Consider the following 24,662-nt stretch of genomic DNA (forward strand, 5'->3'; position numbering starts at 1 on the left):
GATGCAATTTGGTTCGAAGGCGCTGGCGGCAATGGCGCTGCTGTCGGCAAGCGGCGCGGCGATCGCCGAGCGCTGGCAGGATGTCGCCACCCCCGCCGACGCCGCGCGACTGAAGCAGCGCGATGCAACCTTCGTCGCCGCGCTGAAAGAGGTGCGCGCGTCCGAATATGCCGGTGAACTGGCGAAGAACCCGCTGCTCTACGATCCCGACAAGCGCCTTGTCGATCCGCTGCCGCCCGAGGGCAAATACCGATGCGCGACGCACAAGCTGGGCGGGCAGTATCTGGCGTTCATCGCCTATCCCGATTTCGTCTGCGCCATCTATGGCTCTGGCGACAAGAGGCAGTTCGTCAAGCTCACCGGATCGCAGCGCCCGGTCGGCTATATCCATGCTGACACGAAGCGCAGCGGCGTGTTCCTGGGGTCACTGATGCTCGGCGACGATGCCGGGCTTGTGCCCTATGGCCGGGACCAGGAGCGCGATCTGGCGGGCACGGTCGAGCGGATCGACAAGGACCGCTGGCGGATCGTCTTTCCGCGGCCCTATTACGAATCGACGATGGACATTATCGACCTGCGACCGATGAAATAAGGGCTGCCGCCATCGTCACCCCCGCGCAGGCGGGGGTCCCGCTTTCCATTTGCGTGTTTATGCAAAAGCAGGATTCCCGCGTTCGCGGGAATGACGGGCGGAAACCGATTGGCGTAACCGCATCAAGGCGTTAGCCTGACCTCCAACACATGTCTGGGGAGACACTCATGCCGGTCGCCAAGTTTCTCGCGCGCGCTTTTGCCGCATCCGCCTTAGCGCTTGCCGCAGCCACGCCGCTCGCTGCGCAGGACACGATCCGTGCCGATATCGCTGCCGACATGCCGGGGCTGATGGACCTGTACCGCGACCTGCACGCCAATCCGGAACTGAGCTTCCAGGAAGTGCGCACCGCCAAGAAGCTCGCGGCCGAGGCGCGCAGGCTGGGCTTCGAGGTGACCGAGGGCGTCGGCAAGACCGGCGTGGTGGCGGTGATGAAGAACGGCCCCGGCCCGGTGGTGATGCTGCGCGCTGATATGGACGGGCTGCCGGTGGTCGAACAGACCGGCCTTCCGTTCGCCAGCAAGGTGCGCGCGATGAGCCCGGCGGGGATCGAGACCGGCGTGATGCACGCCTGCGGCCACGACACGCACATGACCGGCTGGGTCGCCACCGCGCGGCAGCTGGTCAAGCGCAAGGCCGAATGGTCGGGCACGCTGGTGATGATCCTGCAGCCGGCGGAGGAAATCGGCTCGGGCGCGGTGGCGATGCTGAACGATGGGCTGTTCACGCGCTTTCCCAAGCCGCAATATGTGCTGGGCTTTCACGATGCCGCCCAGGCCCCGGCCGGGTTCATCGGCTATACCCCGGGCTTTGCGCTCGCGAATGTCGACAGCGTCGATATCAAGGTGAAGGGTCTGGGCGGGCACGGCGCCTATCCGCAATCGACCAGGGACCCGATCGTGCTCGCCGCGCGCATCGTCACCACGCTGCAGACGCTGATCAGCCGCGAGCTCGATCCGCAGGATGCCGCCGTGGTCACCGTCGGCAGCTTCCAGGCAGGCGCCAAGCACAATATCATCTCGGACGAGGCGACGCTGCTGCTCACCGTGCGCAGCTATTCGGACGAGACCCGCGCGAAGATCCTCGACGGGATCAAGCGGATCGCGAAGGGAGAGGCGATCGCTGCGGGCGTGCCGGAAGATCGCATGCCCGAGGTCAAGCTTGCCGATACCTTCACCCCGGCGGTCTATAACAGCCCCGAATTCACCACCGAGATCGGCACGTTCCTCAAAGGCCGGTTCGGCGAGCAGCGCGTCGCGCAGGTCGCGCCATCAATGGGCGGCGAAGATTTCAGCCGCTTCTACCGGGCCGATCCGGACAATATCAAGAGCATGATCTTCTGGGTCGGCGGCGTGCCTTTGCCCGAATATACCAAGGCGAAGAAGGAAGGCATCGAAATGCCCTCGCTGCACAGCCCGTTCTGGGCGCCCGAGGCCGATACCGTCATCGCGACCGCCGCCGAGGCGATGACCGCGATGACGCTGAAGCTTATAAAAAAGCCCTGATCAGATCAGTTGTGGCTGGCGCTCGGGCGAGCGGCTGCCCACGCCCGGCAGGTTGAGCGCGGAGACCATCTCGCGCAATTCCTGCCGCGCGATGATATGGCTGGTGCCCAGGTCCGCCAGATGGCCCTTGTCGAGCAGGGTGAGGCCCGAGGGGAAGAGTTCGCGATAGACCACGCGCTCGGATAGGCCCTGGACATAGCGGAAGCCGACGCGTTTCGACAATTCGGCAAGCGCGGCATCGAGCCTGCGCTTGTTGCGCGCATCGGTCTGCTGGGTGCGGTTGCGCAAGACCACCCAGTCGATCTCGATCCCGTCGGTCTTCGCGCGCGCCTTGCGGGCTTCCCAGATCAGCTCGGCATAGAAGCTCAGGCGGCGGACCTTGAAATTCTCCGGGTCGACCTGGCCGATCAGGTCGAAATCGACGAAGCTGTCGTTGAGCGGAGTGACCAAAGTGTCGGCGCGGGTGGCGACAAAGCGCGCGAACTTGTCGTCGCGGCCCGGCGTGTCATAGACCAGGAAATCGCAATCGCCGCTCAGCGATTCGACCATCTGCTCGAGCCGCGCTTGATTGTCGTCCTTGAACACCTCGAATTTCGGCGTGGGCAGCTCGATGCCGCGGCGCTGCTGGGTCTGGACGCGGTTTTCCAGATAGCGGTGCAGCGTGCGCTGGCGCGGGTCGAGGTCGATCGCGCTGACGCGAAAGCCCAGATACGACAAGGCGACGGCGACGTGCACCGCGCTGGTCGATTTGCCGGTGCCGCCCTTTTCATTGGCAAACACGATATGATGCGGAGACGCCTTGCGCGTCATCATGTCCATGGTCTTTCCAGCCCCTTCCAGCAGGCCCATGATTGTGCCAGTGCTGCAGTGTGAATCGCTTGGGCCATGTGCCCGGCGATGTTGCCGCGTTCCCTATCGGAGGCTTTACCAAGGTGCAAATCTTACGTCGGGTTGACAGGCTGCGGTCGGCGGTGTCGCTGCTCAGGGGGCAGGGCGGGCATGTCGCGCTGGTGCCCACCATGGGGGCGCTGCACGCCGGGCATATGCAGCTGGTGAAGGAAGCCAAGCAGCGCGCCGACCATGTCGTGGTGTCGATCTTCGTCAATCCCAAGCAGTTCGGTGCCAACGAGGATCTCGATGCCTATCCGCGCCAGGAGGACAGCGATGCCGCCATGCTGAGCGAGGCGGGCGTCGCGATCCTGTGGGCGCCCGATGTCGAGCAGGTCTATCCCGCAGGCTTCGCAACCAATATCAGCGTGGCCGGGGTCAGCGATGGCCTGTGCGGCGCGGCCCGGCCCGGCCATTTCGATGGTGTCGCAACCGTGGTTGCCAAGCTGTTCAACCAGGTCCAACCCGACATGGCGCTGTTCGGCGAGAAGGATTATCAGCAGCTTGCGGTCATCCGCGCGATGGCGCGCGACCTCAATTTCGGACTCGACATCATCGGCGTGCCGACGGTGCGCGATGCCGTTGGCCTCGCGCTGTCCTCGCGCAACGCCTATCTCAGCGGCGAGGAACGCGCCGCCGCGGCGATGCTGCCGCGCGCAATGCAGGCGGGCATCGCGGTGATCGAGGCGGGAGGGCCCGTCAAGGTCGCGCTCGAGGGCATCGAGCAGGCCCTGCTGTCTGCCGGATTCGCCTCGGTCGATTATGTCACACTGGCCGATTCCGTGACGCTGGAGCCCTTGGACGAGGCGAACAGGCCCGGCCGTCTGCTGGTCGCAGCGCGCATCGGACGCACGCGTTTGATCGACAATATGCCGGTAGCCCCGCGATGATTGTAAAACTTTTGGCATGGTATCTGCCGAATTAACCATTTTTTCACCATGGTTTCCCAATCTTGCCGCGTCGGAAAAACCGGCCATGCAATAGAGGGGCATGTGAGATGGCAAACAGTCTGAAGTCTGCGACCTTTTTGATCGAGAGTAAGCTCGCGGCGGCCGCGCGCGGCGACATCAACGCCTATTTTGAACTGGGCGTGGCGTTCTCCACCGGCGGGCACGGCGTCAATGTCGACCTGATCGAGGCGCACAAATGGTTCAACCTCGCCGCCGTGAAGGGGCATGAGGAAAGCCAGCTGTGCCGCGCCGAGATATCGGAAGAAATGACCGCACGGCAGATCGCCGAAGCCCAGCGCGAAGCCCGCGCCTGGCTCCAGCAAATCGCAGCGCGCGCCGCCTGAAGGCCTAGAGTGATTTCGAGTGAAATGGAACATTTCACGGCTCGGAAATCACGGTAAAACAGAAAGTTAGACCCAGCTTTTGACTCGATCAAAGGCGAACAGGGTCTAGCGCGCTGCCTTGCGGTAGCGTTCGAACCAGGCGATGATCGCCGAAGCCTTGGCCGCGCTTTGCGACGGCCTCGCCGCGATTCCGCCATGGCTGGCGCCCGGCACCTTGACCAGCGCCGTCGGCACGCCGACCAGCTTGAGCGCGGTATAATATTGCTCGGACTCGCTCACCGGGGTGCGATAATCCTCGCTGCCGACGACCACCAGCGTCGGCGTCTTCACATTGGCGACCAGCGACAGCGGCGAACGCGCCCAGTAGCTCGCCTGATCTTCCCAGGGCAGCTTGCCGAACCAGTATTTCGCAAAAAAGGCCGGGCCGTCTGCGGTCAGCGCCTGGCTGGTCCAGTTGATCACCGGCTTCTGGGTGGCCGCTGCCCTGAACCGCGTCGTCTTGCCGACGATCCAGCTGGTCAGCACGCCGCCGCCCGATCCGCCGGTGACGAACAGCTGGTCGGGATCAGCGACACCATCGGCTATCGCCTTGTCGACCATCGAGATCAGATCGTCATAGTCGTTGCCCGGATAGGCATGGTGGATGAGGTTTGCGAACTCTGCGCCATAGCTGGTCGATCCGCGCGGATTGACCGAGAGTACGGCATAGCCCGCAGCGGCATACAGCTGGTTGTCGGTCGAGAAATGGGGGCCATAGGCCGCAAACGGCCCGCCATGGATTTCCAGCACCAGCGGCACGCGCTGCCCCGCTGCATAGCCCGGCGGCAGCGTCAGCCAGCCTTCGATCTCGCGGCCATCGAACGACGAGGCGACGGTCACCTTGCGCACCTCGCCCAGCCGCTTCGATGCCATCAGGGACCGGTTGAGCCGGGTGAGCATCCGCGTCCTGCCCCCGTTCGCCAGCATGACATCGGCAGGCCTGGTCGCGTTGCCCCCCGAATAGGCGATCGCGCCGTTCTTCGCGACGCTGAACGATCCGCCCGAATAGGGCCGGTCGAGCGAAGAGCCAGTAAGGCCGCGCACGATCTCGCGTACCGATCCGTCGAGGCCGATGCGCGCGACCAAAGTCTCACCATGATCGTCATACTGCGCGATCAGCGCCTGGCCGTCGGGGGCCCAGACGATGCTGTCGATGCTCCGGTCGAGCGACGGGGCAACCGCCCGTTTGGCGCTGCCGTCGCGGTTCATCACATAGGCCTGGGTGTTGTGATAGCCGAGCAGCTTGTCGTCGAAACCGAGATAGGCGATCCTGCTGCCATCGGGCGAGACAATGGGCGAGGCATCCGGCCCATCGCGGTCGGTCAGCGCGCTGATGCTGCCGCTGGCGATGTCGAGCGCATAGATCTCGGCGTCCTGGGGGTCGTTTTCCCAATTGGGGGAGCGGTTGCCGCTGAAATAGAGCGTCTGGCCGTCCTTGCTCCAGGTGAGGCCGCCGCCGTCATGATAGTCGCCGAAGCTGAGCTGGCGGGGTGCGCCGCCGGTCGCGGGCACAACGAAGATCTTGTCGAAACCGGGCTTGAGATAGCCCGCACCATCGGCGCGATAGGTCAGCAGGTCATAGGTCTCGAGCGGCGCGGCCCAGGTCGCACCTTCGGGCTTTTCGGGCGCCTTGCCAAGCTTCAGCCCCTCGGCGGGCACGAACATCGTGTACGCGATCTGGCTGCCATCGGGCGACCAGGCGATATTGCCGGGGCTCTCGGGCAGGCCGGTGATCCGCACCGACTGACCCGTGCCGACCCAGCGGACATAAAGCTGCGGCGCGCCGCCTTCCGCCGTCGAGACATAGGCGAGGCGCTTGCCGTCGGGCGACCAGCGCGGCTGGCTGTGGCTGCCGGGTCCGGCGGCGAGCGGGGTCATCTCGCCGCTCATATTGTCGATCAGCCAGATCGACGAGACCGCCTTGTCGCTCATCACGTCATTGGCGCGGCGAACGAAGGCGGTCCTGCTGCCATCGGGCGAAATCTGCGGATCGGCCGCAGCCTCGAGCGAGAACAGGTCCTGCCCGGTTAGCCGCGTATCGGGCGCATTCTGCGCCAGCAGCGGGGCGGGGCTGGCGCAAGCGAGCAACAGGGCGGCAAGACGGATCGTGCGCATGAGGTCAGGCTTTCTGCAGGAAGAACAAGGATTTGAACGGACTGTTGCGCCCGATGGTGCGCCCGGTTTCCGCCTGCGTCAAGCCTGTCGCTCGCCCTTGCGGAAGGGCAGCATCTCGGTGAGCATTTCGCGGTCGGCAGCGACCGCCGCGCGCTCGCGTTGCAAGAAATCGGCGACCGCGCGGCGGAAGCCCGGATCGGGGATATAGTGCGCCGACCAGGTGAGTTCGGGCGCATAGCCGCGCGCCATCTTGTGCCCTCCCTGTGCGCCCGCCTCGACCCGCTTCAGCCCCCGCGCCAGCGCCGCGTCGATCGCCTGATAATAGCAGAGCTCGAAATGCAGGAACGGCTTGTCGACGGTGCAGCCCCAATAGCGGCCGTACAGCGTGTCGCTGCCGATGAAATTGAGCGCACCCGCGATCGGGTGGCCCTCGACCTGGGCGAGGATCAAGAGGATGCGGTCGGCCATATTCCGGCCCATCAGGCTGAACGCCTCGCGGGTGAGGTACGGATGGCCCCATTTGCGCGCGCCGGTATCCTGGTAAAAGATCCAGAACGCATCCCAGTGCGCCTCGGTGATCGCATCGCCGGTCAGGTGGACGATCTCCACCCCGTCCTGCGCCTTGCTGCGCTCCTTGCGCAGATCCTTGCGCTTGCGCGAGGTGAGCGAGCCGAGAAAGCCCTCGAAATCGCCATAGTCCTGGTCGTGCCAGTGGAATTGCGTATCCGACCGCATCAGCCAGCCCGCCTGTTCGAACAGCGGCAGCTGCGCAGGCTCGATAAAGGTCGCGTGGACCGACGACAGGCCGTTCTGGTCGGCGAGATTTTCCGCCGCGCTCAGGATGGCAGGCGCCCATTCGGGGTCCGCGAGCAGCAGGCGCGGCCCCGTTGCGGGCGTGAACGGCACCGAAATCTGCAGCTTGGGATAATAATGCCCGCCCGCATTTTCCCAGGCATGCGCCCAGCTATGGTCGAACACATATTCGCCCTGGCTGTGGCTTTTCAGATAGGCGGGCAGCGCGGCGACCAGCCTGCCGTCCTCGCCCTTGATCGTGATCGGCGCAGGGTTCCAGCCGGTCCCGCGCCCGACACTGCCCGATTGCTCGAGCAGGCTGAGGAACGCGTGGGACACGAATGGGTTGTCGGGCCCTGCGAGCGCGTCCCATTGGCCTGCATCCAGCGCGGCGATGCTGCGACCGACCTCGGCGGTGATCGCGCGCTCGCTCATGGCTGGATTTGGGGCTGGGGCTGGCCGCGCTCGTAGATCGGCGCGTCAGCGTGTTCGGCGGCCAAGGCATGCTGCTCGTCGGTGCGCACCGTCCAGGTCAGCAGCGGCAGGCCGCGCGCACGCTGGCTCGCGGCGAAGCTGCTCGGCAGGTCGCGAATGTCATAGGCGAGGAAATCGGGCTTGGCGGCCCAAAGGTCGCGATGGCGGCGAAGATTGCCCTTCCAGCCGCGAGCCTCCTCCTCGGTGATGACCAGGCCACGAGTGATGTGCTTGGCCTGGCGCCGGAACCAGGCGCTGACGGCAGGATCGAAGCTCATCACCGCCGCCTTGCCGCCATAGCCTTCCAGCGCGCGGCGTACCGCGAGGCACAGCGGCGCGACATGGCCGCTTTCGGTCTTGATCTCGATCAGGATCGGCGCGCGACCCCGGACGACGCCGAGCACCGCGCCCAGCTCCGCGATCGCGCCATTCTGGCCGAGCAGGCGGATTTGCGTCAGTTCGGCGGCAGTCTTGCTGGCGACCCGGCCCTGTGCCAGCGTCAGCCGACCGAGCGAGAAATCGTGAAACACCACCGCGCGGTTGTCGACGCTGCGCTGGACGTCGCATTCGATGCCATGGCCCGCCGCGATCGCCGCGGTAAAAGCGGGCAGCGCGTTTTCCAGCACTGGCCCGTCCCACATGCCGTCATGCAGGCCGCGATGCGCATAAGGCTGCTCGCTCAGCCAGGCGATGCGTCGCTGTGCTGGCGCCGGGGCCAGCCAGCGGTCAAGCAGGCCGAACGGCGACAATGGCATCGATCTCCACCGCAGCGCCCAGCGGCAGCACGGGTACGCCCACCGCGCTGCGCGCATGCTGACCGGCGGGGCCGAATACCTGGACCATCAGGTCCGACGCGCCATTGGCGACCTTGGGCTGGGCATTGAACTCGGGCGTGCTCGAGATGAACGCGCCCAGCTTGACGATCCGCTCGACCCGGTCGAGCGAGCCGAGCGCCGCCTTCATCTGCGCGATCAGCATGATGCCGCAGGCGCGTGCAGCGGCTTCGCCCTGTTCGAGCGAGACATTCTCGCCGAGCCGTCCGGTGACGACCTTGCCGTCGATAAAGGGCAGCTGGCCCGAGATGTAGAGCAGGCCGCCCACTTCCACCGCGGGGACATAGGAGGCGACGGGCGCGGCGGGCTGGGGCAGTTCCAGGCCCAGTTCGGCGAGTTTCTGTTCGATCGTGTCGGTCATGCTTCTATCCTGTAAGAGCTGTGAATCAGGCCGCAGCCTGGACGCCCGGCGCGTGCACGCCTGCAGCAAAACGGTCGAGGATCCAGGCGAGCGCCTCTTCCCAGCGGTCGATGCGCGCATGGGCGTGCCCGGCATTGGCGGCACAGGCGATATGCGGCGCAAGGCCTTCTTCGCCCACCATGTGCAGCCGCCAGACATGCGGGACATGCTCGGCGGCGGATTCGTGATGCTGCGGCAGGTCGTCGACGAAGATCGCGACGCTGGGATTGTGCTCCTCGACGATCCGGCGGAGCGGCTCGCCCTTCGGCCCCTGGTTGCATACCACGCGGTGGTGGAGGCCGAACCGCGCAAGCTGCTCGCTGCGCGCCTGCTGGCGGTCGTCCATCAGATTGGTCAGCACGACGATATCGGCATGCTCGCCGATCGCCTTCAATGCCTCGACCGCGCCGGTGATCGGCGTCTGGCGGTGCATCTCGGTATCGAAAAATGCGCCCAGCAGCGGCCAGATATCGCCGGGCTTCACCGCCTCGCGCGTCTTGCGGTCGATCAAGGCTTTGGCGAAATCACCGCCGGAAAAGTCGAACTCGATATCGTGTTCCTCGTCCAACCAGGCCTTGAAGGGGGCCACCATGTAGAGCAGCACCTCGTCACAATCGGTGACCAGCAGGGGGCGGGAAGGGGCAGTCGTCGCGCTCATCAATACTCCATCTCGTTCAATGCTGGCGTTCCAGCTCGATCCGCGCATTGACCAGCCGCACCGGCGTGGTGCCGATCGCGTCGGCCGCCGCCACCAGATCGGCTTCATAGCCTTCCAGATAGCGGATGATTTCGGACAGGATGCGCGGGCTGTTGGCCCCTTGGCGCAGGTCTTCCGCCGTCATTCCGGTCAGCGCCAGCAGCCGCGAAGCGCGGTCCTGATCGCCGAGCAGCCATCCCAGTGCCATCAGCGCGAGAGTGGCTGCATCATCCTTTCCGTGCTCGCCTGCACCGATTGTGTCGCCCACGGCTTTCGCCTACATCCCCAGTTGTTATCAACGCCCCGGATAGTTCGACCCGGCAGAATTGGATAAGCGGTTCAGTGGCAAAAAGAGTGCTGGTTGTCGAGGACAACGACCTTAATCGCAAACTTTTCTGTGATCTGCTCAGCGCACATGGCTTCGCGGTCGAGGGGCTGGCCGATGGTCGCGATGTCATCGAGCGCGCGCGCCAGTTCGTGCCGGGGCTGATCATCATGGACATTCAGCTGCCGCATGTCAGCGGGCTGGAGCTGATCGAGGCGATCAAGGCCGATCGCGACCTCAGGCTGATTCCGATCATGGCGGTCACCGCCTATGCCGGCAAGGGCGACGAGGACCGTATCCGCGCCGCCGGGGCCGAGGGCTATGTGTCGAAGCCCGTCTCGATCGGCCCGTTCATGGCGGCGGTGAACGCGCTCGTCTGAGCCGCGCCCACCGCCAGCCTTTTCGTCAGATACGTTCGATGATGATCGCCGGGGCCATGCCGCCCGCCGCGCACATCGTGATCAGGCCATAGCGGCCGCCCGAACGCTCCAGCTCGTCGAGCGCGGTGCCGATCAGCATCGATCCGGTCGCGCCGATCGGGTGGCCCAGCGCCATCGCGCCGCCGTTGATGTTCACCTTCTCGCGGTCGAGGTCGAGGTCGCGGATGAACTTTTCGGCGACGACGGCAAAGGCCTCGTTGATTTCCCAGACGTCGATATCGTCCTTGGTGAGGCCAGCGCGCTCGAGCGCCTTCTTGGCCGCGGGGACGGGCGCGTTGAGCATCAGCGTCGGGTCATCGCCCATGTTGACATAGGTGACGACGCGCGCGCGGGGCTTGAGGCCGTGCTTGTCGGCATAATCCTTCGAGGCGAGCAGCACGGCGGCGGCGCCATCGACCACGCCCGAGCTGTTGCCCGCGTGATGCACATGCTCGATCTTGAGATCGGGATAGCGGCGGTTGATCTGCTTGCGGAAGGTGGTGCCGCCGATCTCGAAATCGGCCATGCCGGCAAAGGCGGGCTTCAGCGCGGCGAGGCTTTCGGCGGTGGTGTCGGGCCGGGGGAATTCTTCCTTGTCGAGCGCGACGGTGCCGTCAGGATTGTACACAGGCACCACCGATTTGTCGAACCGGCCTTCGGCAATGGCGCGCGCGGCGCGCTGCTGGCTGACGAGCGCGAGCGCATCGAGGTCCTCGCGCAAAATGCCTTCCATCGAGGCGATGGCATCGCCGCAGACGCCCTGGTGCGACTGCGGGTGCAGTTCGTCGAGCGCGGGGTTATGCGATCCCATCAGCGGCGGTGGCATGCCGGCATTGGCCTCGGCAGCAGCGACGACCTGGGTATAGCTCATCATCTCGGTGCCGCCTGCGATCACGCAATCCTCCATGCCCGACATGATCGCGGCGGTGGCAAGGTTCACCGAGGTGATGCCGCCGCCGCAGAAGCGGTCGAGCGTCATGCCGCTGGCCTTGATGTCATAGCCCGCCGCGAGCGCGGCCATGCGACCAAGGTCGCCGCCCTGCTTGCCCTTCTGGGTCGAGGTCGACCAGATCACGTCATCGACCGTGGCGGTGTCTAGCCCATTGCGCTCCTTGATCGCCTTGAGCACGGTGGTGGCGAGATCCTGCGGGTGCAGGTGCGACAGCGCGCCCTTGCCGGGCTTGCCGACCCCGCGCGGGGTGCGGACGGCATCGATGATATAGGCTTCGGCCATGTTCAGGCTCCTCTCCGACTGGTTTAATCGCTCGGTTAAACCAGTCGAAAGCGCCCGGCAAGCCTATTCCAGCGTCTCGAGCATTTCGTTGCTCTCGAGCCAGGATGCTTCGGCTTGCGCGAGCTCATCGGCGGTCTTGGCGCGGCGGCGCGACAGTTCGCTCATGGTCAGCTTGGCGAGCTCGGCGCTGGCGGAGGAGGGATCGAACATCGCCCGGTCGATCTCGCTCATCCTGGCCTGCAGCGTCGCGATCTGTTTCTCTGCCGCGCTCACCTTGTTGCGGATTTGCCGGGCCTGTTCGCGCTTCTCTGCCTCGGCTTTCTTGTCCTTCTTTTGCCTAGGCCTGGCCTCGCCCTTGGGGTGGTTCACGCCCAGGATGAAGTCGATATAATCGTCCATACTGCCGGCGAATTCGCTGGCGGTGCCATTGTCGACCAGCACCAGCCGGTCGGCGGTCAGCTCGACCATATGGCGGTCGTGGCTGATCAGCAGCACCGCGCCCGTATATTCGTTGAGCGCCTGGACCAAGGCCTCGCGGGCATCGACGTCGAGATGATTGGTCGGCTCGTCGAGGATCAGCAGATGCGGCGCGTCGCGCGTGATCAGCGCCAGCGCGAGCCGCGCGCGTTCGCCGCCGGAGAGCGTGCCGACCTGCGATGTCGCGCGGTTGCCCGAAAAGCCGAACCGGCCGAGTTGCGCGCGCACCGCCGCCGGGCTCTTGCCCTGCATCGCGCGGGTCATCTGTTCGAGCGGGGTGCTGTCCGCCTCCAGCTCCTCGACCTGATATTGCGTGAAATAGCCGACCTGCATCTTGCCTGCGGTGTTCATCGCCCCGTCCATCGGCGGCAGCTGCGCGGCGAGCAGCCGGGCGAGCGTGGTCTTGCCGTTGCCGTTGCGCCCGAGCAGCGCGACGCGATCATCGGGATCGATGCGCAGGTTCAGCCGCTGCAGGATCGGCTTTTCCTCCGAATAGCCCACCGCGGCGAGATCGAGCGTGATCAGCGGCGGTTTCAGTTCTGACGGGCTGGGGAAATCGAAGCTGAGCGACGGGTCCTCGATCAGCGCGGTGATCGGCTGCATCTTGGCGAGCATTTTCGCTCGCGACTGGGCCTGCTTGGCGGTGGAGGCGCGCGCCGAGTTGCGCGCGATATAGTCCTGCAGCTTGGCGCGCTGGGCATCCTGCGCCTGCTTGGCGGCGGCGAGCTGCGCCGCGCGTTCGGCGCGCTGGCGCTCGAAACTGTCATAGCCGCCGGGATAGAGCGTCACCTTGCCGCCCTGCAGGTGCAGGATATGGTCGACGACATTGTTGAGCAGGTCGCGTTCGTGGCTGATGACGATCAGCGTCGCGGGATAGGCCTTGAGGAAGTTCTCTAGCCAGACCGTCGCTTCGAGGTCGAGATGGTTCGATGGTTCGTCGAGCAGGAGCACATCGGGCTGCGAGAACAGCAGCGCGCCCAGCGCGACGCGCATCTTCCAGCCGCCCGAAAAGCTGTCGAGCGGGCGGTTCTGCATCTCCTCGTCGAAGCCGAGGCCGGTGAGGATGATCGCCGCACGTGACGGTGCGCTATAGGCGTCTATGGCGAGCAGCCGTTCGTGGACATCGCCCAGCCGGTCGGGATCGGTGCAGGTCTCGGCCTCTTCCAGCAACGCGGTACGCTCGGCATCGGCGGCGAGCACGGTATCGAGCGGGGTCGCATCGCCATGCGGCGCTTCCTGCGCGACATAGCCCAGCCGCGCGAGCCGGGGCATCTCGATCTCGCCATCATCGGGCTCGAGCTCGCCGATCATCACCTTCATCAGCGTCGACTTGCCCGCGCCGTTGCGCCCGATCAGGCCGACGCGGCTGCCCGGCGGGATCGCCGCCGTTGCGCCGTCCAATATGGTGCGGCCGCCCAGGCGCACGGTGATGTTGTTCATCGAAAGCATGGAATGAGCGCCTATCAGCACACGCGCCATTCGCCAAGCTGTCCGATGCTGCGGCGCAGCGAAAAGACTTGCGCCGGGATGAACAAGGTGAGCGATCCGATACATTTTACGACACTTTTATGGGCTGCACGGCATAGCTGTGCGACAATGCCGGGCTAAAACAGCGGTCATGGGAGCCGCTTCGGACTGTGACCTGCCCCCTGCTAGCCTGGTCCGGAGCGGCTTCCGCCCCCGAGATGGAATTGAAGGAATGCCCCCCATGAAGAAGACCCACATTGCCGGCGCTGCGCTGGCTGCAATGCTCTCCGGCAGCATGGCGCTGGCGCAGCCCGCCCCTGGCCAGAAGCGCGGACCCGATGCCAATCAGGACGGTGTCGTCACGCAGGAAGAGGCGCGCGCACAGGCCGCCAAAATGTTCGAACGCATCGATTTCAACAAGGACGGCAAGGTCGACAAGGCCGATCGCGATGCCCGGATGGCCGAACGTTTCAAGAAGATGGACACCGACGGCAGCGGCGAGCTCAGCCTCGCCGAGATGACCGCAGCGCGCGAGGCGCGGCAGGAGAAGCGTGCCGAGCGCATGGCGATGCGCGCCGATCGCGGTCCGGGCGAGCCCGGTGCGCGCATGGGCGGCAAGCGCGGCGGCCCCAGGATGGGCATGCGCGGTCATGGTGGCATGCGCGGCGGCATGATGCGGCTCGATGCCAACAAGGATGGCGCGATCACGCTCGCCGAATTCGAGGCGGGCGCGCTCGAGCGCTTCAACCGTCAGGATGCCAACAAGGACGGCAAGATCACCCAGGAAGAGCGGGCCGCAGCCCGCGAGGCAATGAAGCAGCGCTGGCAGCAGCGCCGCGCCGCGCCGCAGGGCTGATCGTCAGCCTGACCCACTTCCGGCTCCGGGCGCAGACTCCCCTGATGCGCCCGGGGCCGGTTGCCTTTCTCCGCCGCTCCCGGCACATGCTGAAGCCCGATGACCGATCCTGTCCATATCCTGCTGATCGATGACGAGCCGACCCTGCGCGAGCCGCTGGCCGAATATCTGACCGGCCAGGGCTTTGCCGTGACCGAGGCGGGCGATGCCGCGAAGGCGCGGACGCTGATGCGCGACCAGCGCTTCTCGATTCTGCTGCTCGACATCATGATGCCCGGCGAGGACGGCTTGAGCCTCTGCCGTCATGTCGCGGCGCAATCCGAAACACCGGTCATCCTGCTCACCGCCAAGGGCGAAGCAATGGACCGCATCATCGGGCTGGAAATCGGTGCGGACGATTATGTCGTCAAGCCCTTCGACCCGCGCGAGCTGGTGGCGCGGATCAAGACCGTGCTGCGCCGCGCCGCCCGCGTGCCCCAGCCCGCCGAGGACGAGCCGCAAGGCTTCGAGTTCGATGGCTGGACGCTCGATACGGTCAAGCGCCGCCTGACCGATCCCGATGGCGCGCTGGTTCCCATCTCCACCGCCGAATTCAAGCTGCTCCAGGTATTCTGCGAGCATGCAGGACACGTGCTCAACCGTGACCAGCTGCTCGATCTCGCGCATGGACGCGAGGCGCATCTGTTCGACCGCGCGATCGACAACCAGATCAGCCGGTTGCGCAAGAAGGTGGAGGCGGACAATCGCTCGCCGCGCCTGATCAAGACCGTCTGGGGTGGCGGCTACACGCTCGCCGCGCGCGTCCGGCGTCTTGCCGGTCCGGACACGCCATGAGCGTTTTCCAGCGGCTCTGGCCGTCGAGCCTTGCCGGACGATTGCTGCTGACCATCGCGCTCGCGCTGTTGGCGGGGCAGTTGGTCAATGCCGCGCTGCTGGTCCGCGCGCAGCGCGAACAGGCGCTGGACCGGATCGCGGCAGAGGCCTCGGTCCGGCTGATTGCCGCAACCGACCGCCTGCAACAGGGGCGACCGTTGCACGAGCGTTTCGGCAGCCGCATCGAGCGAGCGCCCGGCTTCCGGCTTCGCCGCACCGACCTGACGCCAAACAATCCGGTCCGGGCGGACATGCGGCCCGCTCCCGGACTGGTCTCGCGCCTGGCCGCCATCCTGCCGAGCTATGGGGTTTCGCCTGCGCGGATCGATGCGGCGCTGATGCCGGCCCCGCAGCGCGCCCGCAGGATCGACCGGCTGGCGGCCGAAATCGGCGGGCGCAATGAACGCCCGATCAGCCAGCTCGCCGTCATCGCCATCCAGCGGCCCGACGGACAATGGCTCAGTGTTCGGGTGCCCGTGCCCGAAGCCTCGGTGCGCATTCTGGCGACCATTATCGGACAGACGGTGATCCTGTACCTGGTCATGCTGGTCCCGCTCGTGTGGCTGACACGCCGGATCGCCCGATCGATGGGAACGTTGCGCGAAGGCGTGGCGCATTTCGAGCGGACGCAGGAGGCGCAGCCGATCGAGCCGACCGGACCCAGCGATCTGGCCGACCTCACCCGCTCATTCAACGCTATGAGCGCGCGGATCGCCGCGATGCTGAACGAGAAGGACGTGATGCTCGGCGCGATCGGGCATGATCTCAAGACCCCGCTTGCCGCGCTTCGGGTGCGCGTCGAATCGGTGCCCGACGACCGCCAGCGCGAGCGGATGGTCGCCAGCATCGACGACATCACCCGCACGCTCGACGACATTCTTACGCTTGCGCGGATCGGGCGGACGGGCGATGCGCCCGAGCCGGTGAACCTTGGCGCGCTGGTCGAGATGATTGCCGACGAATATCGCGATCTCGGGCAGGACGTCGCGCTCGCCGACACGCCGCGCATCGTTGTGCCGCTGCAGCTCACCTGGATCCGCCGCGCCTTGCGCAACATCATCGGCAACGCGGTGCGCTATGGTCAGCGCGCGCGGGTCAGTATCGCCCAGGGGCCGGGCAGGGTGAGCATTACCATCGATGATGACGGCCCCGGCATTCCCGACGACCAGATCGAACGGATGTTCGAACCCTTTACCCGGCTGGAAGCCTCGCGCAACATGGCCACCGGCGGCACGGGCCTCGGCCTAACCCTCGCGCGCGCGATCCTGCACCAGCACGGCGGATCGTTGCGGCTGGAGAACCGTCGCGGGGCGGGCGGTCTGGTGGAAGGCTTGCGCGCGACGATGACGCTGCCGATGGGGTGAGCTCCAGGGAGTCTGGAGGAATCCACCAGGACTCCCCTCCCTGAAAGGGAGGGGCAGGGGGTGGGTAAAAGCCATTACAGAACTGTCGTTGGCGCAAACGACCCACCCCTATCCCCTCCCTAACCAGGGAGGGGAGCGCGAGAAAGGCGAGAGTGGTGTCCCAGGCGCCGCATCCAACACCGCTTCCCCTTGGCGCACCCACTCGCTAAGACCGTTCCATGAGCTTTACACCTGTCGCCTCCGCCTATCCCGCCACCCGCCTGCGCCGCGCGCGTGCCACCGCGTGGAGCCGCGATATGGTGCGCGAGAACAGCCTGTCGCCTGCCAACCTGATCTGGCCGCTGTTCGTGACCGAGGGGCAGGGAACGGAAGAGCCGATCGCCTCGCTGCCCGGCGTGTCGCGCTGGTCGGTCGACGGCATTGTCGAGCGCGCGCGCGAGGCGGTGGATCTGGGCATTCCGTGCCTCGCGCTGTTCCCCAATACGCAAGCCGACCGGCGCAGCGACGATGGCGCAGAAGCGCTCAACCCCGACAATCTGATGTGCCGCGCGATCCGCGCGATCAAGGATGCGCTGGGCGATTCGATCGGCGTGCTCACCGATGTCGCGCTCGACCCCTATACCGCGCATGGTCAGGACGGGCTGATCGATGCGCAAGGCTATGTGCTCAACGATGCGACGGTAGAGATACTGGTCGGCCAGTCGCTCAACCAGGCGCGGGCCGGTGCCGATATCATCGCACCGTCGGACATGATGGACGGGCGCATCGGCGCGATTCGTGATGCGCTGGAATCGGACGGGCATCACAATGTCCAGATCATGAGCTATGCCGCCAAATATGCGAGCGCCTTTTACGGCCCGTTCCGCGATGCCGTCGGCTCCTCCGGGCTGCTGAAGGGCAACAAGAAGGGCTATCAGATGGACCCAGCGAACAGCGACGAGGCGCTGCGCGAGGTCGCGATGGACATTGCCGAGGGTGCAGACAGCGTGATGGTCAAGCCCGGCATGCCCTATCTGGACATCGTCTCGCGGGTGAAACAGGCGTTCGGCGTGCCGGTCTATGCCTATATGGTCTCGGGCGAATATGCGATGATCGAGGCGCTGGTGGCGGCGGGCGCGGGCGACCGCGATGCGGTGGTGCTGGAAAGCCTGCTCGCCTTCCGCCGTGCCGGGTGCAGCGGGGTGCTGACCTATCACGCCGCGCATGCCGCGCGCCTGCTGGCCAGGGGTTGAGCGCATGAACGATGTTTCGATCATCAGCCTGCACGGCAAGACCCCGCGCATCCACGACAGCGCGTTCATCGCCCCCGGCTGCCGCATCATCGGCGATGTCGAGATCGGGCCAGACGCCAGCATCTGGTACAATTGCGTGATCCGCGCCGACGTGAACCGCATCGTCATCGGCGCGCGCACCAATGTGCAGGACGGCAGCGTGATCCATTGCGACAGCCCGCGCCCAGGCGCTCCGGAGGGCTTCCCGACGATCATCGGCGAGGACGTGCTGATCGGCCATATGGCGATGGTGCATGGCTGCATCCTGGAGGATCGGGCCTTTGTCGGGCTAGGGGCTATCGTGATGGACGGCTGCCGCATCGGCGGCGATGCGATGCTGGCGGCCGGCGCGATGCTGACACCGGGCAAGTCCATGCCCTCGGGCCAGCTCTGGGGCGGGCGGCCCGCGCAATACATGCGCGATCTGCCTGAGCCCGCGATCATGGGCATGCGCATGGGCGTCGCGCATTATGTCGAGAATGCCAGGGCGCACAAGGCAGCCTGCAGCGAGCAATAGCGCGTTTCGATGAGCGTCACCCTGATCGAGCATCTGCCCTGGCTGTGCGCGCTGGTGGCAACGCTGGCCGCGCTCGAGCTGCTGCGGCGGTTGCGCCGGGCGCAATGGCAGCTGGAGGCCGGTCGCGAGGCTCCAGGCAGCGTCGCTCAGGCGCTCGATCATGCATTATCGGTCGGCCGGATCGGCAACTGGCATTATGAATGGTCAGACACGTCGCTGGCTTGGTCGGACGAGGTGTTCGCCATCTACGCGCGCGATCGCAGCCAGGGCGAGCCACCGATGTCCGAAGCGATTCTGGCCTATCACCCCGATGACCGGGCCAAGGTGCGGCGGGCGGTGCAGCGCGCGCTCGACCATGGCGAAAATATCGATTTTCGCGCCCGGCTGCGCAATGAGGCCGGCGAGATGCGCACCATTCTGGTGCGCGGCGCCTGCCGTCATGACAAGGACGGTGCCATCACCGGCGTGCTGGGCTTCATCATCGATCTGGGCCCTGCCGAGCCGCCGGTGGGCTGACCGGTCTCAGCGACCGCGATAGTCGCGCGGCGGGACGAAGCGCTCGCCGCGTGCGCGCGCCATCATGGCCTCGTCGGCAATCGCGGTCTTGCGCTCGACAGCGGCGATGCGCGTCGCCTTGCGCCGGGTGAATCCGCCGCCTTCCTCGCCGATCGCGGCGGCGATCCGGCGGATTTCGTCGCCGCGTGTCCCGATGACCAGAGCCATGAAGACCGATGCGAGCGAGATCGACAGGAACGAAATGAACAGACTGTCCGGTGACATACTGACCCCCATTTATCTGGTGTTGATCATGATTTGGGAGTCCGCTGGTTAAGCGCGTCCTGCCGTCAAAGGTTAAGCAGGCGTTGACGACAGATTTATCTTATCTTTACCTCCCAGGACGCGTTTCGGCCCTCCCGCATCCCCTGAAAGCCCATCATGCCCAGCCAGATTGCCCCTACCCTGGTGCTGCTCACCATCTCGAACATCTTCATGACCACGGCCTGGTATTGGCACCTGAAAGGAGGCCCCGCTGCCGCCGCGTCGCGGCCTTTGTTCTGGGTGATCCTGACCAGCTGGGGCATCGCGCTGGTCGAATATTGCTTCGCCGTGCCCGCCAACCGCATCGGCTTCGCGCATGGCTGGACGCCGGGGCAATTGAAGGTGGTGCAGGAGGCGCTGGCGCTGACGGTTTTCGGTGTCTTCATGGTCACGGTGCTCGGCGAGGCACTCAATTGGCGGTATTTCGCGGCCTTTGCCTGCATCATGGCGGGGGTGGGCTTTCTGTTCGTCGGAAAATGATGCGCTTCGTCGCACAGGTAAGCTTTGATTTACCGCGCGCCTCCACATTCGGGCGATGGCGCGTCGATCCCATGCCTTTCGCTCTCAGCCCGGCTCTCGGCGAACCCGCCATAACCGGGTCGTCAGCCGCGCGACCGAAGCCCGCATATCGACGCTCGCCATCCTTCTGGCGCTTCTGGCGGGATGGAACCTCAACGCGTGGCTCTGGCCCGAGACGACGATGGTCCCGTCCGCTGCCGCGCCGACGGCGTGGTCGGACCCCTGGGCCGTCTCGCGCCAGCATCGTCAGCTGTTAGAGGCGCAGGAAGGTCCGCCCGCACCGATCGCAGCGACCGGATCTGCTGCCTCGGTCCCGGGTCGCGGGGGCTCCTTCCGCTTTGCATCCTGTGCCGGCGGTGCGCGCTATACCTGCATCGTCGATGGCGACACCTTCTGGCTGGAGGGGCAGAAAATCCGCGTCGCCGATATCGACACGCCCGAAATCTCGTCGCCACGCTGCGATGCCGAATTTCAGCTCGGCCAGCGCGCCAAGCAGCGCATGCAGCAGCTGCTGAACGCGGGGCCGATCGCATTGGAGCCGGCGGACCGCGCGACCGACCGTTATGGCCGCGCGCTGTTCCGCGTCACGCGCGGCGGCACAAGCCTGGGCGAAACGCTGGTCGGCGAAGGGCTGGCCGTCTGGTATGGCGGCGGCAAGCCGAACTGGTGCTGACCGTCAGATCCGCGCGCGATCGGGCCTGATCCGCGCAGCCTCGGGCATGTCGAACAGCACCCGGCGCTGCTTGAAATCGATCATCATCCGGTTGAACTGGCGCAGCGTGCTCATGCCCAAGAGCAGCGCCGGCGTCTTGTCGAGCCCCAGCTCGCGAAACGCGTCGGCATCGGCAAAGACGATCGGCACATAATCGAACTGCGCACGACCGATGCGGAAATCCTGCGCAAGGCCTGCATCGGCCATGATCGTCTGCCCGGTCACCGAGGTCAGCGTTGCCTGCTGCTCGCTCAGCTTATGCGATGCGCCCAGCCGCTTGAGCAGCGCCAGATTGCCGATATTCGATTGCGCGCCCGTATCGATGACCACGCTGATCCGCTTGCCGCCCAACGTCGCGTCGGTGAAGATCAGCTGGCCCGACTTGCGCCGCGCGCTCACCACGATCTCGAAATCGCTGACCCGGGGGCGTTCGGTAATGTCCTCGATCGTGATCGCATTTTCCAGGAAATCGAATAGGATGCGCTGGTCCTGCAAGCCATCGAGTCCGAGAATGCCGTCCGCGCCGATATGGTGCGCCTCCAGCATCGGCGCGACGAGCTCGCCATAATTGCGGCGGCCCAGGGTTACCTCGGGCAGGTACACGGTCTGCACCATCTTGCTGCCCGCGATGCTGACCAGCCGCGCGATCTCGGCCATTTCCAGCGACAGCACCGAGGCGATGTCGCTCGACACCACGGTGCGCTCCGACCCTGTGTCGATCATGAACTTGAACGGCCCGCGCCCGTCGATGCTCACCGGCACGGTCATGCGGCTGGCGCGGTCGCGGGCAAGCGCGATCCGTTCGGCTTCCTGGGTCAGGCGGTCGGCATCGGTCAGCGCCCCGACCGTGGTATTGGCAAAGCCGCTCTCGGGCAGTGCATCCTGCGCGATCGCGCCGGGTGCGGCGCAAAGCGCCGCGTACAGGGTCAACGCACCGGACAGCGCGCGATACAGCATCTGCCTGATCCTCTCACACCGCGATCGCCGCGGTTTCCGTTTGTCCTCAGGATGTAACACGTCGCCGCATCGGCTGGCAATCAGTCCGCGCGCATCGCGGTGGCGGCGAGCGATTCCGCCTCGGTGAGCAGCGCGTCGTCGGTAGATCCCTGCGCGACGCTCTCGCGGCCGATCATCACCAGCACCGGCACCGCCAGCGGGCTGACGCGCTCCAGCTCGACATGCAGCATCGTGCCCGCCGCGCGGTCGAGCAGATCGCCCAGCCGCCCGATATCGGTCATCCGCGCGCGTGCATCGGCCCAGGCGGCTTCAAGCAGGACATGGTCGGGCTCATATTTGCGCAGCACGTCGTAGATCAGGTCGGTCGAGAAGGTGACCTGCCGCCCGGTCTTCTTCTTGCCGGGATGCTGGCGCTCGACCAGCCCGCTGATGATCGCGACCTCGCGAAAGGCGCGCTTGAGCAGGTACGAGCTTTCGACCCATTCGGTGAACTCGTCGGCGAGAATATCGGCGGAAAACAGGTCGGCGGGGTCGGTAACGCGCTTGAGGCCCCAGACGGCGAGCGCATAGTCGTTGGCGACGAAGCCCATCGGCTGCAGCCCGCGATCCTCCATCCGCCGGGTGAGCAGCATGCCCAGCGACTGGTGCGCGTTCCAGCCCTCGAACGGATAGCAGACCATGTATTCGCGGCCATGGTGCGGAAAGGTCTCGACCAGCAGCTGGTCGGGCTCGGGCATGGCCGAGCGCCAGTCCTGCATTTCCAGCCATTCGCGCACGTCATCGGGAAAGCGCGCCCAGCCCGCGCGGTCGGTGAGGAATTCGCGCACCCGCGACGACAGATGCGTGGTCAGCGGCATGCGCGCGCCATTGTAACTTGGGATCTGCGTCGCCTTGGCCGATGCCTTGACGATCAGGTCGAGATCCTTGATCCGCTCGACCTCCAGCCCCATGCCCGCGAAGACGAATGTGTCGCCGGGCGCGAGCTGCGCGGCGAAATCCTCCTCCACCCGGCCCAGCGATCGTCCATTCTTGAAGCGGACGTCGAGCATCGGCGTGTCGACGATAATGCCCGCGTTGAGCCGATAGGCCTGCGCGAACTTCGGGTGCGCCAGTCGCCAGGTGCCGTCCTTCTCGCGCACCAGCCGCTTGAACTTGTCATAGGCGCGCAGCGAATAGCCGCCATTCTCGACGAACCCCAGCACGCGCAGAAACGCCTCGCGGGTGAGCGCACTATAGGGCAGCGCGGACTGCACCTCGGCGCACAAGGCGTCTTCGTGGAACGGCCCGGCACAGGCCAGGCCCAATATATGCTGCGCGAGCACATCGAGCCCGCCGGGGCGGAAGCTCTCACCGTCGCGCTGGCCCTCGTTGACCGCATCGAACGCCGCCTGCGCTTCCAGATATTCGAAGCGGTTGCCGGGGACCAGGATCGCCTTGGAGGGGCAGTCGAGCCGGTGGTTGGCGCGGCCGATGCGCTGCAGCAGGCGCGACGAGCCCTTGGGCGCGCCCATCTGGATCACGCAATCGACATTGCCCCAATCCACGCCGAGATCGAGGCTGGCGGTGGCGACCAGCGCGCGCAGCTCGCCGCGCGCCATCGCGCCTTCGACCTTGCGCCGCGCCTCGACCGAGAGCGAGCCGTGATGGATGCCGATCGGCAGGTGCTTCTCGTTCAGCTCCCATAGCTTCTGGAAGATGAATTCGGCCAGAAACCGCGTGTTGCAGAAGACCAAAGTTGTCTGGTTGCGCTCGATCTCCTCGAGCACCTGCGGCACCGCATAATGGGCGCTATGCCCCGCCCAGGGGACGCGATCGTCGGTGATCAGGATCGACAGGTCGGGGTCTGCGCCCGGCTCGCCCTCGACCAAAGCCACCGCATCGATATCGCCATGCGGGGCAAGCCAGGCGCGGTAGCTGTCGGCATCGGCGACTGTCGCCGACAGCGCCACGCGCCGCATCTCGGGGGCGAGCGCCTGAAGCCGGGAGAGCGAGAGGCTGAGAAGGTCGCCGCGCTTCGACGCGGCAAAGGCGTGCACCTCGTCGATGATCACGGTCTTGAGGCTCCCGAACATCTCCGCGCTTTCCGGATAGGAGAGCAGCAGGCTCAGCGATTCCGGCGTGGTGAGCAGGATGTGCGGCGGGCGGGCGCGCTGGCGGGCCTTTCGGTCCGACGGCGTGTCGCCGCTGCGCGTCTCGATACGGACGTTGAGCCCCATGTCCTGCACCGGCGTCAGCAGGTTGCGCTGTACGTCGTGAGCAAGGGCTTTCAGCGGCGAGATATAGAGCGTGTGCAGCCCGTCATGTGCGCCACCGTCGGCAAAGTCGCGCAGGGTGGGCAGGAACCCGGCGAGCGTCTTGCCTGCGCCGGTGGAGGCGACGAGCAGCGCGTGGCGACCGGCATCGGCCTGATCGAGCATTTCGAGCTGGTGCCGCCGGGGCGACCAGCCGCGCTCGGCAAACCAGTCGGTGATGATCTCGGGCAGCGCCATGGCGGCGATATAGGGGGTGGCAGCGCCGCGCTAAAGGGGCAGGGGCGTCACAGCCAGCGGAAGATTCCCGCCGCACCGACGCCAAGCGGCATATGCGCCCATTGCGCGGCGAGCCACAGCACGATCCCGCCGATCAGCGCCGCCCATCCGGGAAAGGCGAACCCGCGCCCGAAGGGGACGAAACTGGTGCGCGATTGCCAGTGCAGCCAGGCATCGCCCATCAGCACGAATTTCTTGCCGTCCTGCAGCTTCGCGCCGACCAGCGCGAGCGTGATGATCGCGCCGCACAGGATCAAGGTATCGATCCTGGGCGCGATCAGGATATGCGCCACGCCCCAGAGCGCGAAGCCCCACATCATCGGGTGGCGGGTGATACGGAACACGCCGTGCGGATCCTTGACCGCGATGCGCTTGGCCGCCGCCTCGGGCACAGGCAGCGCCGGATTGCCGATCAGCGATCCCACAAACAAGATCGCGGAGATCAGCATCAGCAGCGTCGCGACCGCCCAGAGCAGGTCGTTCGCTGGCCAGAACGGCGCGGCGACTGGCGCGCGCTGGAAGCCTTCAACCATCAGGAACAAAGTGGCGAACGACACCAAAGTATAGGCGATCTGGAAGCCCTTGTCCCCCAGCCTCCGGACCAGCCCGGCGCGCAAGGGATGTGACATCGCGAAATGGCTGCCGACAAAGCCGACCGCCCCCGCCAACAGCATCGCGTAGTCCTGCATCGCCGC

At 65.9% G+C, this 24,662-nt stretch carries 26 protein-coding genes; 13 read left to right on the plus strand and 13 right to left on the minus strand.

The features are described 5' to 3' along the window. The first annotated feature begins 1 nt into the window (after nt 1). Both AX725_RS17400 and AX725_RS17405 read left to right on the plus strand, forming a co-directional pair. A complete protein-coding gene (locus AX725_RS17400) occupies nt 2-592 on the plus strand; it encodes a DUF4893 domain-containing protein (protein ID WP_060978724.1) in 591 nt (196 codons plus the stop codon). A 167-nt stretch (nt 593-759) separates the two neighbouring features. After that, nucleotides 760-2,097 (plus strand): amidohydrolase, encoded by a 1,338-nt coding sequence (locus tag AX725_RS17405; RefSeq protein WP_060978723.1) that lies wholly within the window; start codon nt 760-762, stop codon nt 2,095-2,097. Here the strand turns inward: AX725_RS17405 and AX725_RS17410 are convergent, their stop codons facing one another. Continuing rightward, nucleotides 2,098-2,916, minus strand: a complete 819-nt coding sequence (locus tag AX725_RS17410) for a division plane positioning ATPase MipZ (RefSeq protein ID WP_196490492.1) — start codon at nt 2,914-2,916, stop codon at nt 2,098-2,100. 113 nt (nt 2,917-3,029) lie between these two features. Between AX725_RS17410 and panC the strand changes: the two genes are divergently transcribed. Together panC and AX725_RS17420 are read left to right on the plus strand one after the other, a co-directional pair. Then, nucleotides 3,030-3,875 carry a pantoate--beta-alanine ligase gene (panC, locus tag AX725_RS17415; RefSeq protein WP_066115143.1) on the plus strand — a complete coding sequence of 282 codons (846 nt, stop codon included), beginning with the start codon at nt 3,030-3,032 and terminating at the stop codon, nt 3,873-3,875. 107 nt (nt 3,876-3,982) lie between these two features. Further along, nucleotides 3,983-4,279, plus strand: a complete 297-nt coding sequence (locus AX725_RS17420; RefSeq protein ID WP_023839049.1) for an SEL1-like repeat protein — start codon at nt 3,983-3,985, stop codon at nt 4,277-4,279. Nucleotides 4,280-4,384: 105 nt separating this feature from the next. Here the strand turns inward: AX725_RS17420 and AX725_RS17425 are convergent, their stop codons facing one another. From AX725_RS17425 to AX725_RS17450, 6 genes are all read right to left on the minus strand, one after another. Further along, nucleotides 4,385-6,433: a S9 family peptidase gene (locus AX725_RS17425; protein WP_060978722.1), complete on the minus strand. Its 2,049-nt coding sequence runs from the start codon at nt 6,431-6,433 to the stop codon at nt 4,385-4,387. A gap of 78 nt (nt 6,434-6,511) precedes the next feature. Next, a complete protein-coding gene (locus AX725_RS17430; RefSeq protein WP_060978721.1) occupies nt 6,512-7,660 on the minus strand; it encodes a GNAT family N-acetyltransferase in 1,149 nt (382 codons plus the stop codon). Next, nucleotides 7,657-8,454, minus strand: coding sequence for a glycerophosphodiester phosphodiesterase family protein (locus AX725_RS17435; protein WP_060978720.1), 798 nt, complete (start codon nt 8,452-8,454; stop codon nt 7,657-7,659). The genes AX725_RS17430 and AX725_RS17435 overlap by 4 nt, the downstream gene beginning before the upstream one ends. Then, the gene (locus AX725_RS17440; RefSeq protein WP_060978719.1) at nt 8,426-8,893 is read right to left on the minus strand and encodes a RidA family protein; all 468 of its coding nucleotides are present in this window, start codon (nt 8,891-8,893) and stop codon (nt 8,426-8,428) included. Before AX725_RS17440 ends, AX725_RS17435 begins: the two co-directional genes overlap by 29 nt. Before the next feature lie 25 nt (nt 8,894-8,918). Continuing rightward, nucleotides 8,919-9,590, minus strand: coding sequence for a hypothetical protein (locus tag AX725_RS17445; protein ID WP_060978718.1), 672 nt, complete (start codon nt 9,588-9,590; stop codon nt 8,919-8,921). 16 nt (nt 9,591-9,606) lie between these two features. Further along, nucleotides 9,607-9,897, minus strand: a complete 291-nt coding sequence (locus AX725_RS17450) for a DUF3572 family protein (RefSeq protein ID WP_060978717.1) — start codon at nt 9,895-9,897, stop codon at nt 9,607-9,609. A gap of 74 nt (nt 9,898-9,971) precedes the next feature. Here AX725_RS17450 and AX725_RS17455 point away from each other — a divergent pair, with 74 nt between their 5' ends. Beyond that, nucleotides 9,972-10,334: a response regulator gene (locus AX725_RS17455; RefSeq protein ID WP_060978716.1), complete on the plus strand. Its 363-nt coding sequence runs from the start codon at nt 9,972-9,974 to the stop codon at nt 10,332-10,334. Nucleotides 10,335-10,359: 25 nt separating this feature from the next. On the opposite strand, the gene AX725_RS17460 is transcribed toward AX725_RS17455, so the two are convergent. Continuing rightward, nucleotides 10,360-11,607 (minus strand): acetyl-CoA C-acetyltransferase, encoded by a 1,248-nt coding sequence (locus tag AX725_RS17460; protein WP_060978715.1) that lies wholly within the window; start codon nt 11,605-11,607, stop codon nt 10,360-10,362. A 63-nt stretch (nt 11,608-11,670) separates the two neighbouring features. Continuing rightward, complete coding sequence (locus tag AX725_RS17465; RefSeq protein WP_060978755.1) at nt 11,671-13,533, minus strand: ABC-F family ATP-binding cassette domain-containing protein; 1,863 nt, start codon at nt 13,531-13,533, stop codon at nt 11,671-11,673. Between the two features lie 259 nt (nt 13,534-13,792). Here AX725_RS17465 and AX725_RS17470 point away from each other — a divergent pair, with 259 nt between their 5' ends. From AX725_RS17470 to AX725_RS17495, 6 genes are all read left to right on the plus strand, one after another. After that, nucleotides 13,793-14,407: an EF-hand domain-containing protein gene (locus tag AX725_RS17470; RefSeq protein ID WP_060978714.1), complete on the plus strand. Its 615-nt coding sequence runs from the start codon at nt 13,793-13,795 to the stop codon at nt 14,405-14,407. A gap of 99 nt (nt 14,408-14,506) precedes the next feature. Next, entirely contained in the window at nt 14,507-15,241 is a 735-nt protein-coding gene (locus AX725_RS17475; protein ID WP_060978713.1) for a response regulator, read from the plus strand. Further along, the gene (locus AX725_RS17480) at nt 15,238-16,644 is read left to right on the plus strand and encodes a sensor histidine kinase (protein ID WP_060978712.1); all 1,407 of its coding nucleotides are present in this window, start codon (nt 15,238-15,240) and stop codon (nt 16,642-16,644) included. The genes AX725_RS17475 and AX725_RS17480 overlap by 4 nt, the downstream gene beginning before the upstream one ends. Before the next feature lie 218 nt (nt 16,645-16,862). Further along, complete coding sequence (hemB, locus tag AX725_RS17485; protein WP_060977565.1) at nt 16,863-17,876, plus strand: porphobilinogen synthase; 1,014 nt, start codon at nt 16,863-16,865, stop codon at nt 17,874-17,876. Nucleotides 17,877-17,880: 4 nt separating this feature from the next. Next, nucleotides 17,881-18,432 carry a gamma carbonic anhydrase family protein gene (locus tag AX725_RS17490; protein WP_060977564.1) on the plus strand — a complete coding sequence of 184 codons (552 nt, stop codon included), beginning with the start codon at nt 17,881-17,883 and terminating at the stop codon, nt 18,430-18,432. A 9-nt stretch (nt 18,433-18,441) separates the two neighbouring features. Continuing rightward, nucleotides 18,442-18,948: a PAS domain-containing protein gene (locus tag AX725_RS17495; protein WP_060977563.1), complete on the plus strand. Its 507-nt coding sequence runs from the start codon at nt 18,442-18,444 to the stop codon at nt 18,946-18,948. A 6-nt stretch (nt 18,949-18,954) separates the two neighbouring features. On the opposite strand, the gene AX725_RS17500 is transcribed toward AX725_RS17495, so the two are convergent. Beyond that, on the minus strand, nt 18,955-19,212 hold the full coding sequence (locus tag AX725_RS17500; RefSeq protein WP_066117062.1) for a hypothetical protein: 258 nt from the start codon (nt 19,210-19,212) through the stop codon (nt 18,955-18,957). A gap of 156 nt (nt 19,213-19,368) precedes the next feature. Here AX725_RS17500 and AX725_RS17505 point away from each other — a divergent pair, with 156 nt between their 5' ends. Next, the gene (locus tag AX725_RS17505; protein WP_060977561.1) at nt 19,369-19,731 is read left to right on the plus strand and encodes a DMT family protein; all 363 of its coding nucleotides are present in this window, start codon (nt 19,369-19,371) and stop codon (nt 19,729-19,731) included. Between the two features lie 55 nt (nt 19,732-19,786). Next, nucleotides 19,787-20,443: a thermonuclease family protein gene (locus AX725_RS17510; protein ID WP_208597839.1), complete on the plus strand. Its 657-nt coding sequence runs from the start codon at nt 19,787-19,789 to the stop codon at nt 20,441-20,443. A 3-nt stretch (nt 20,444-20,446) separates the two neighbouring features. Here AX725_RS17510 and AX725_RS17515 read toward each other — a convergent pair whose 3' ends face one another. From AX725_RS17515 to AX725_RS17525, 3 genes are all read right to left on the minus strand, one after another. Beyond that, nucleotides 20,447-21,439, minus strand: a complete 993-nt coding sequence (locus tag AX725_RS17515) for a retroviral-like aspartic protease family protein (RefSeq protein ID WP_060977560.1) — start codon at nt 21,437-21,439, stop codon at nt 20,447-20,449. A gap of 80 nt (nt 21,440-21,519) precedes the next feature. Continuing rightward, entirely contained in the window at nt 21,520-23,928 is a 2,409-nt protein-coding gene (locus AX725_RS17520; RefSeq protein WP_060977559.1) for a ligase-associated DNA damage response DEXH box helicase, read from the minus strand. A 47-nt stretch (nt 23,929-23,975) separates the two neighbouring features. Next, nucleotides 23,976-24,656, minus strand: coding sequence for an NnrU family protein (locus AX725_RS17525; RefSeq protein WP_060977558.1), 681 nt, complete (start codon nt 24,654-24,656; stop codon nt 23,976-23,978). Nucleotides 24,657-24,662: the final 6 nt, after the last annotated feature.

This window comes from Blastomonas sp. CCH9-A1 (assembly GCF_001557175.1).
In the GTDB taxonomy this organism is placed as follows: domain Bacteria; phylum Pseudomonadota; class Alphaproteobacteria; order Sphingomonadales; family Sphingomonadaceae; genus Blastomonas; species Blastomonas delafieldii_A.

Coding starts and splice junctions, on each gene's coding strand:
- AX725_RS17400 (WP_060978724.1), top strand. CDS start 2: ATGCAATTTGGTTCGAAGGCGCTGGCGGCAATGGCGCTGCTGTCGGCA.
- AX725_RS17405 (WP_060978723.1), top strand. CDS start 760: ATGCCGGTCGCCAAGTTTCTCGCGCGCGCTTTTGCCGCATCCGCCTTA.
- AX725_RS17410 (WP_196490492.1), bottom strand. CDS start 2,916: ATGGACATGATGACGCGCAAGGCGTCTCCGCATCATATCGTGTTTGCC.
- AX725_RS17420 (WP_023839049.1), top strand. CDS start 3,983: ATGGCAAACAGTCTGAAGTCTGCGACCTTTTTGATCGAGAGTAAGCTC.
- AX725_RS17425 (WP_060978722.1), bottom strand. CDS start 6,433: ATGCGCACGATCCGTCTTGCCGCCCTGTTGCTCGCTTGCGCCAGCCCC.
- AX725_RS17430 (WP_060978721.1), bottom strand. CDS start 7,660: ATGAGCGAGCGCGCGATCACCGCCGAGGTCGGTCGCAGCATCGCCGCG.
- AX725_RS17435 (WP_060978720.1), bottom strand. CDS start 8,454: ATGCCATTGTCGCCGTTCGGCCTGCTTGACCGCTGGCTGGCCCCGGCG.
- AX725_RS17440 (WP_060978719.1), bottom strand. CDS start 8,893: ATGACCGACACGATCGAACAGAAACTCGCCGAACTGGGCCTGGAACTG.
- AX725_RS17445 (WP_060978718.1), bottom strand. CDS start 9,590: ATGAGCGCGACGACTGCCCCTTCCCGCCCCCTGCTGGTCACCGATTGT.
- AX725_RS17460 (WP_060978715.1), bottom strand. CDS start 11,607: ATGGCCGAAGCCTATATCATCGATGCCGTCCGCACCCCGCGCGGGGTC.
- AX725_RS17465 (WP_060978755.1), bottom strand. CDS start 13,533: ATGCTTTCGATGAACAACATCACCGTGCGCCTGGGCGGCCGCACCATA.
- AX725_RS17470 (WP_060978714.1), top strand. CDS start 13,793: ATGAAGAAGACCCACATTGCCGGCGCTGCGCTGGCTGCAATGCTCTCC.
- AX725_RS17475 (WP_060978713.1), top strand. CDS start 14,507: ATGACCGATCCTGTCCATATCCTGCTGATCGATGACGAGCCGACCCTG.
- AX725_RS17480 (WP_060978712.1), top strand. CDS start 15,238: ATGAGCGTTTTCCAGCGGCTCTGGCCGTCGAGCCTTGCCGGACGATTG.
- hemB (WP_060977565.1), top strand. CDS start 16,863: ATGAGCTTTACACCTGTCGCCTCCGCCTATCCCGCCACCCGCCTGCGC.
- AX725_RS17490 (WP_060977564.1), top strand. CDS start 17,881: ATGAACGATGTTTCGATCATCAGCCTGCACGGCAAGACCCCGCGCATC.
- AX725_RS17495 (WP_060977563.1), top strand. CDS start 18,442: ATGAGCGTCACCCTGATCGAGCATCTGCCCTGGCTGTGCGCGCTGGTG.
- AX725_RS17500 (WP_066117062.1), bottom strand. CDS start 19,212: ATGTCACCGGACAGTCTGTTCATTTCGTTCCTGTCGATCTCGCTCGCA.
- AX725_RS17505 (WP_060977561.1), top strand. CDS start 19,369: ATGCCCAGCCAGATTGCCCCTACCCTGGTGCTGCTCACCATCTCGAAC.
- AX725_RS17510 (WP_208597839.1), top strand. CDS start 19,787: ATGGCGCGTCGATCCCATGCCTTTCGCTCTCAGCCCGGCTCTCGGCGA.
- AX725_RS17515 (WP_060977560.1), bottom strand. CDS start 21,439: ATGCTGTATCGCGCGCTGTCCGGTGCGTTGACCCTGTACGCGGCGCTT.
- AX725_RS17520 (WP_060977559.1), bottom strand. CDS start 23,928: ATGGCGCTGCCCGAGATCATCACCGACTGGTTTGCCGAGCGCGGCTGG.
- AX725_RS17525 (WP_060977558.1), bottom strand. CDS start 24,656: ATGCAGGACTACGCGATGCTGTTGGCGGGGGCGGTCGGCTTTGTCGGC.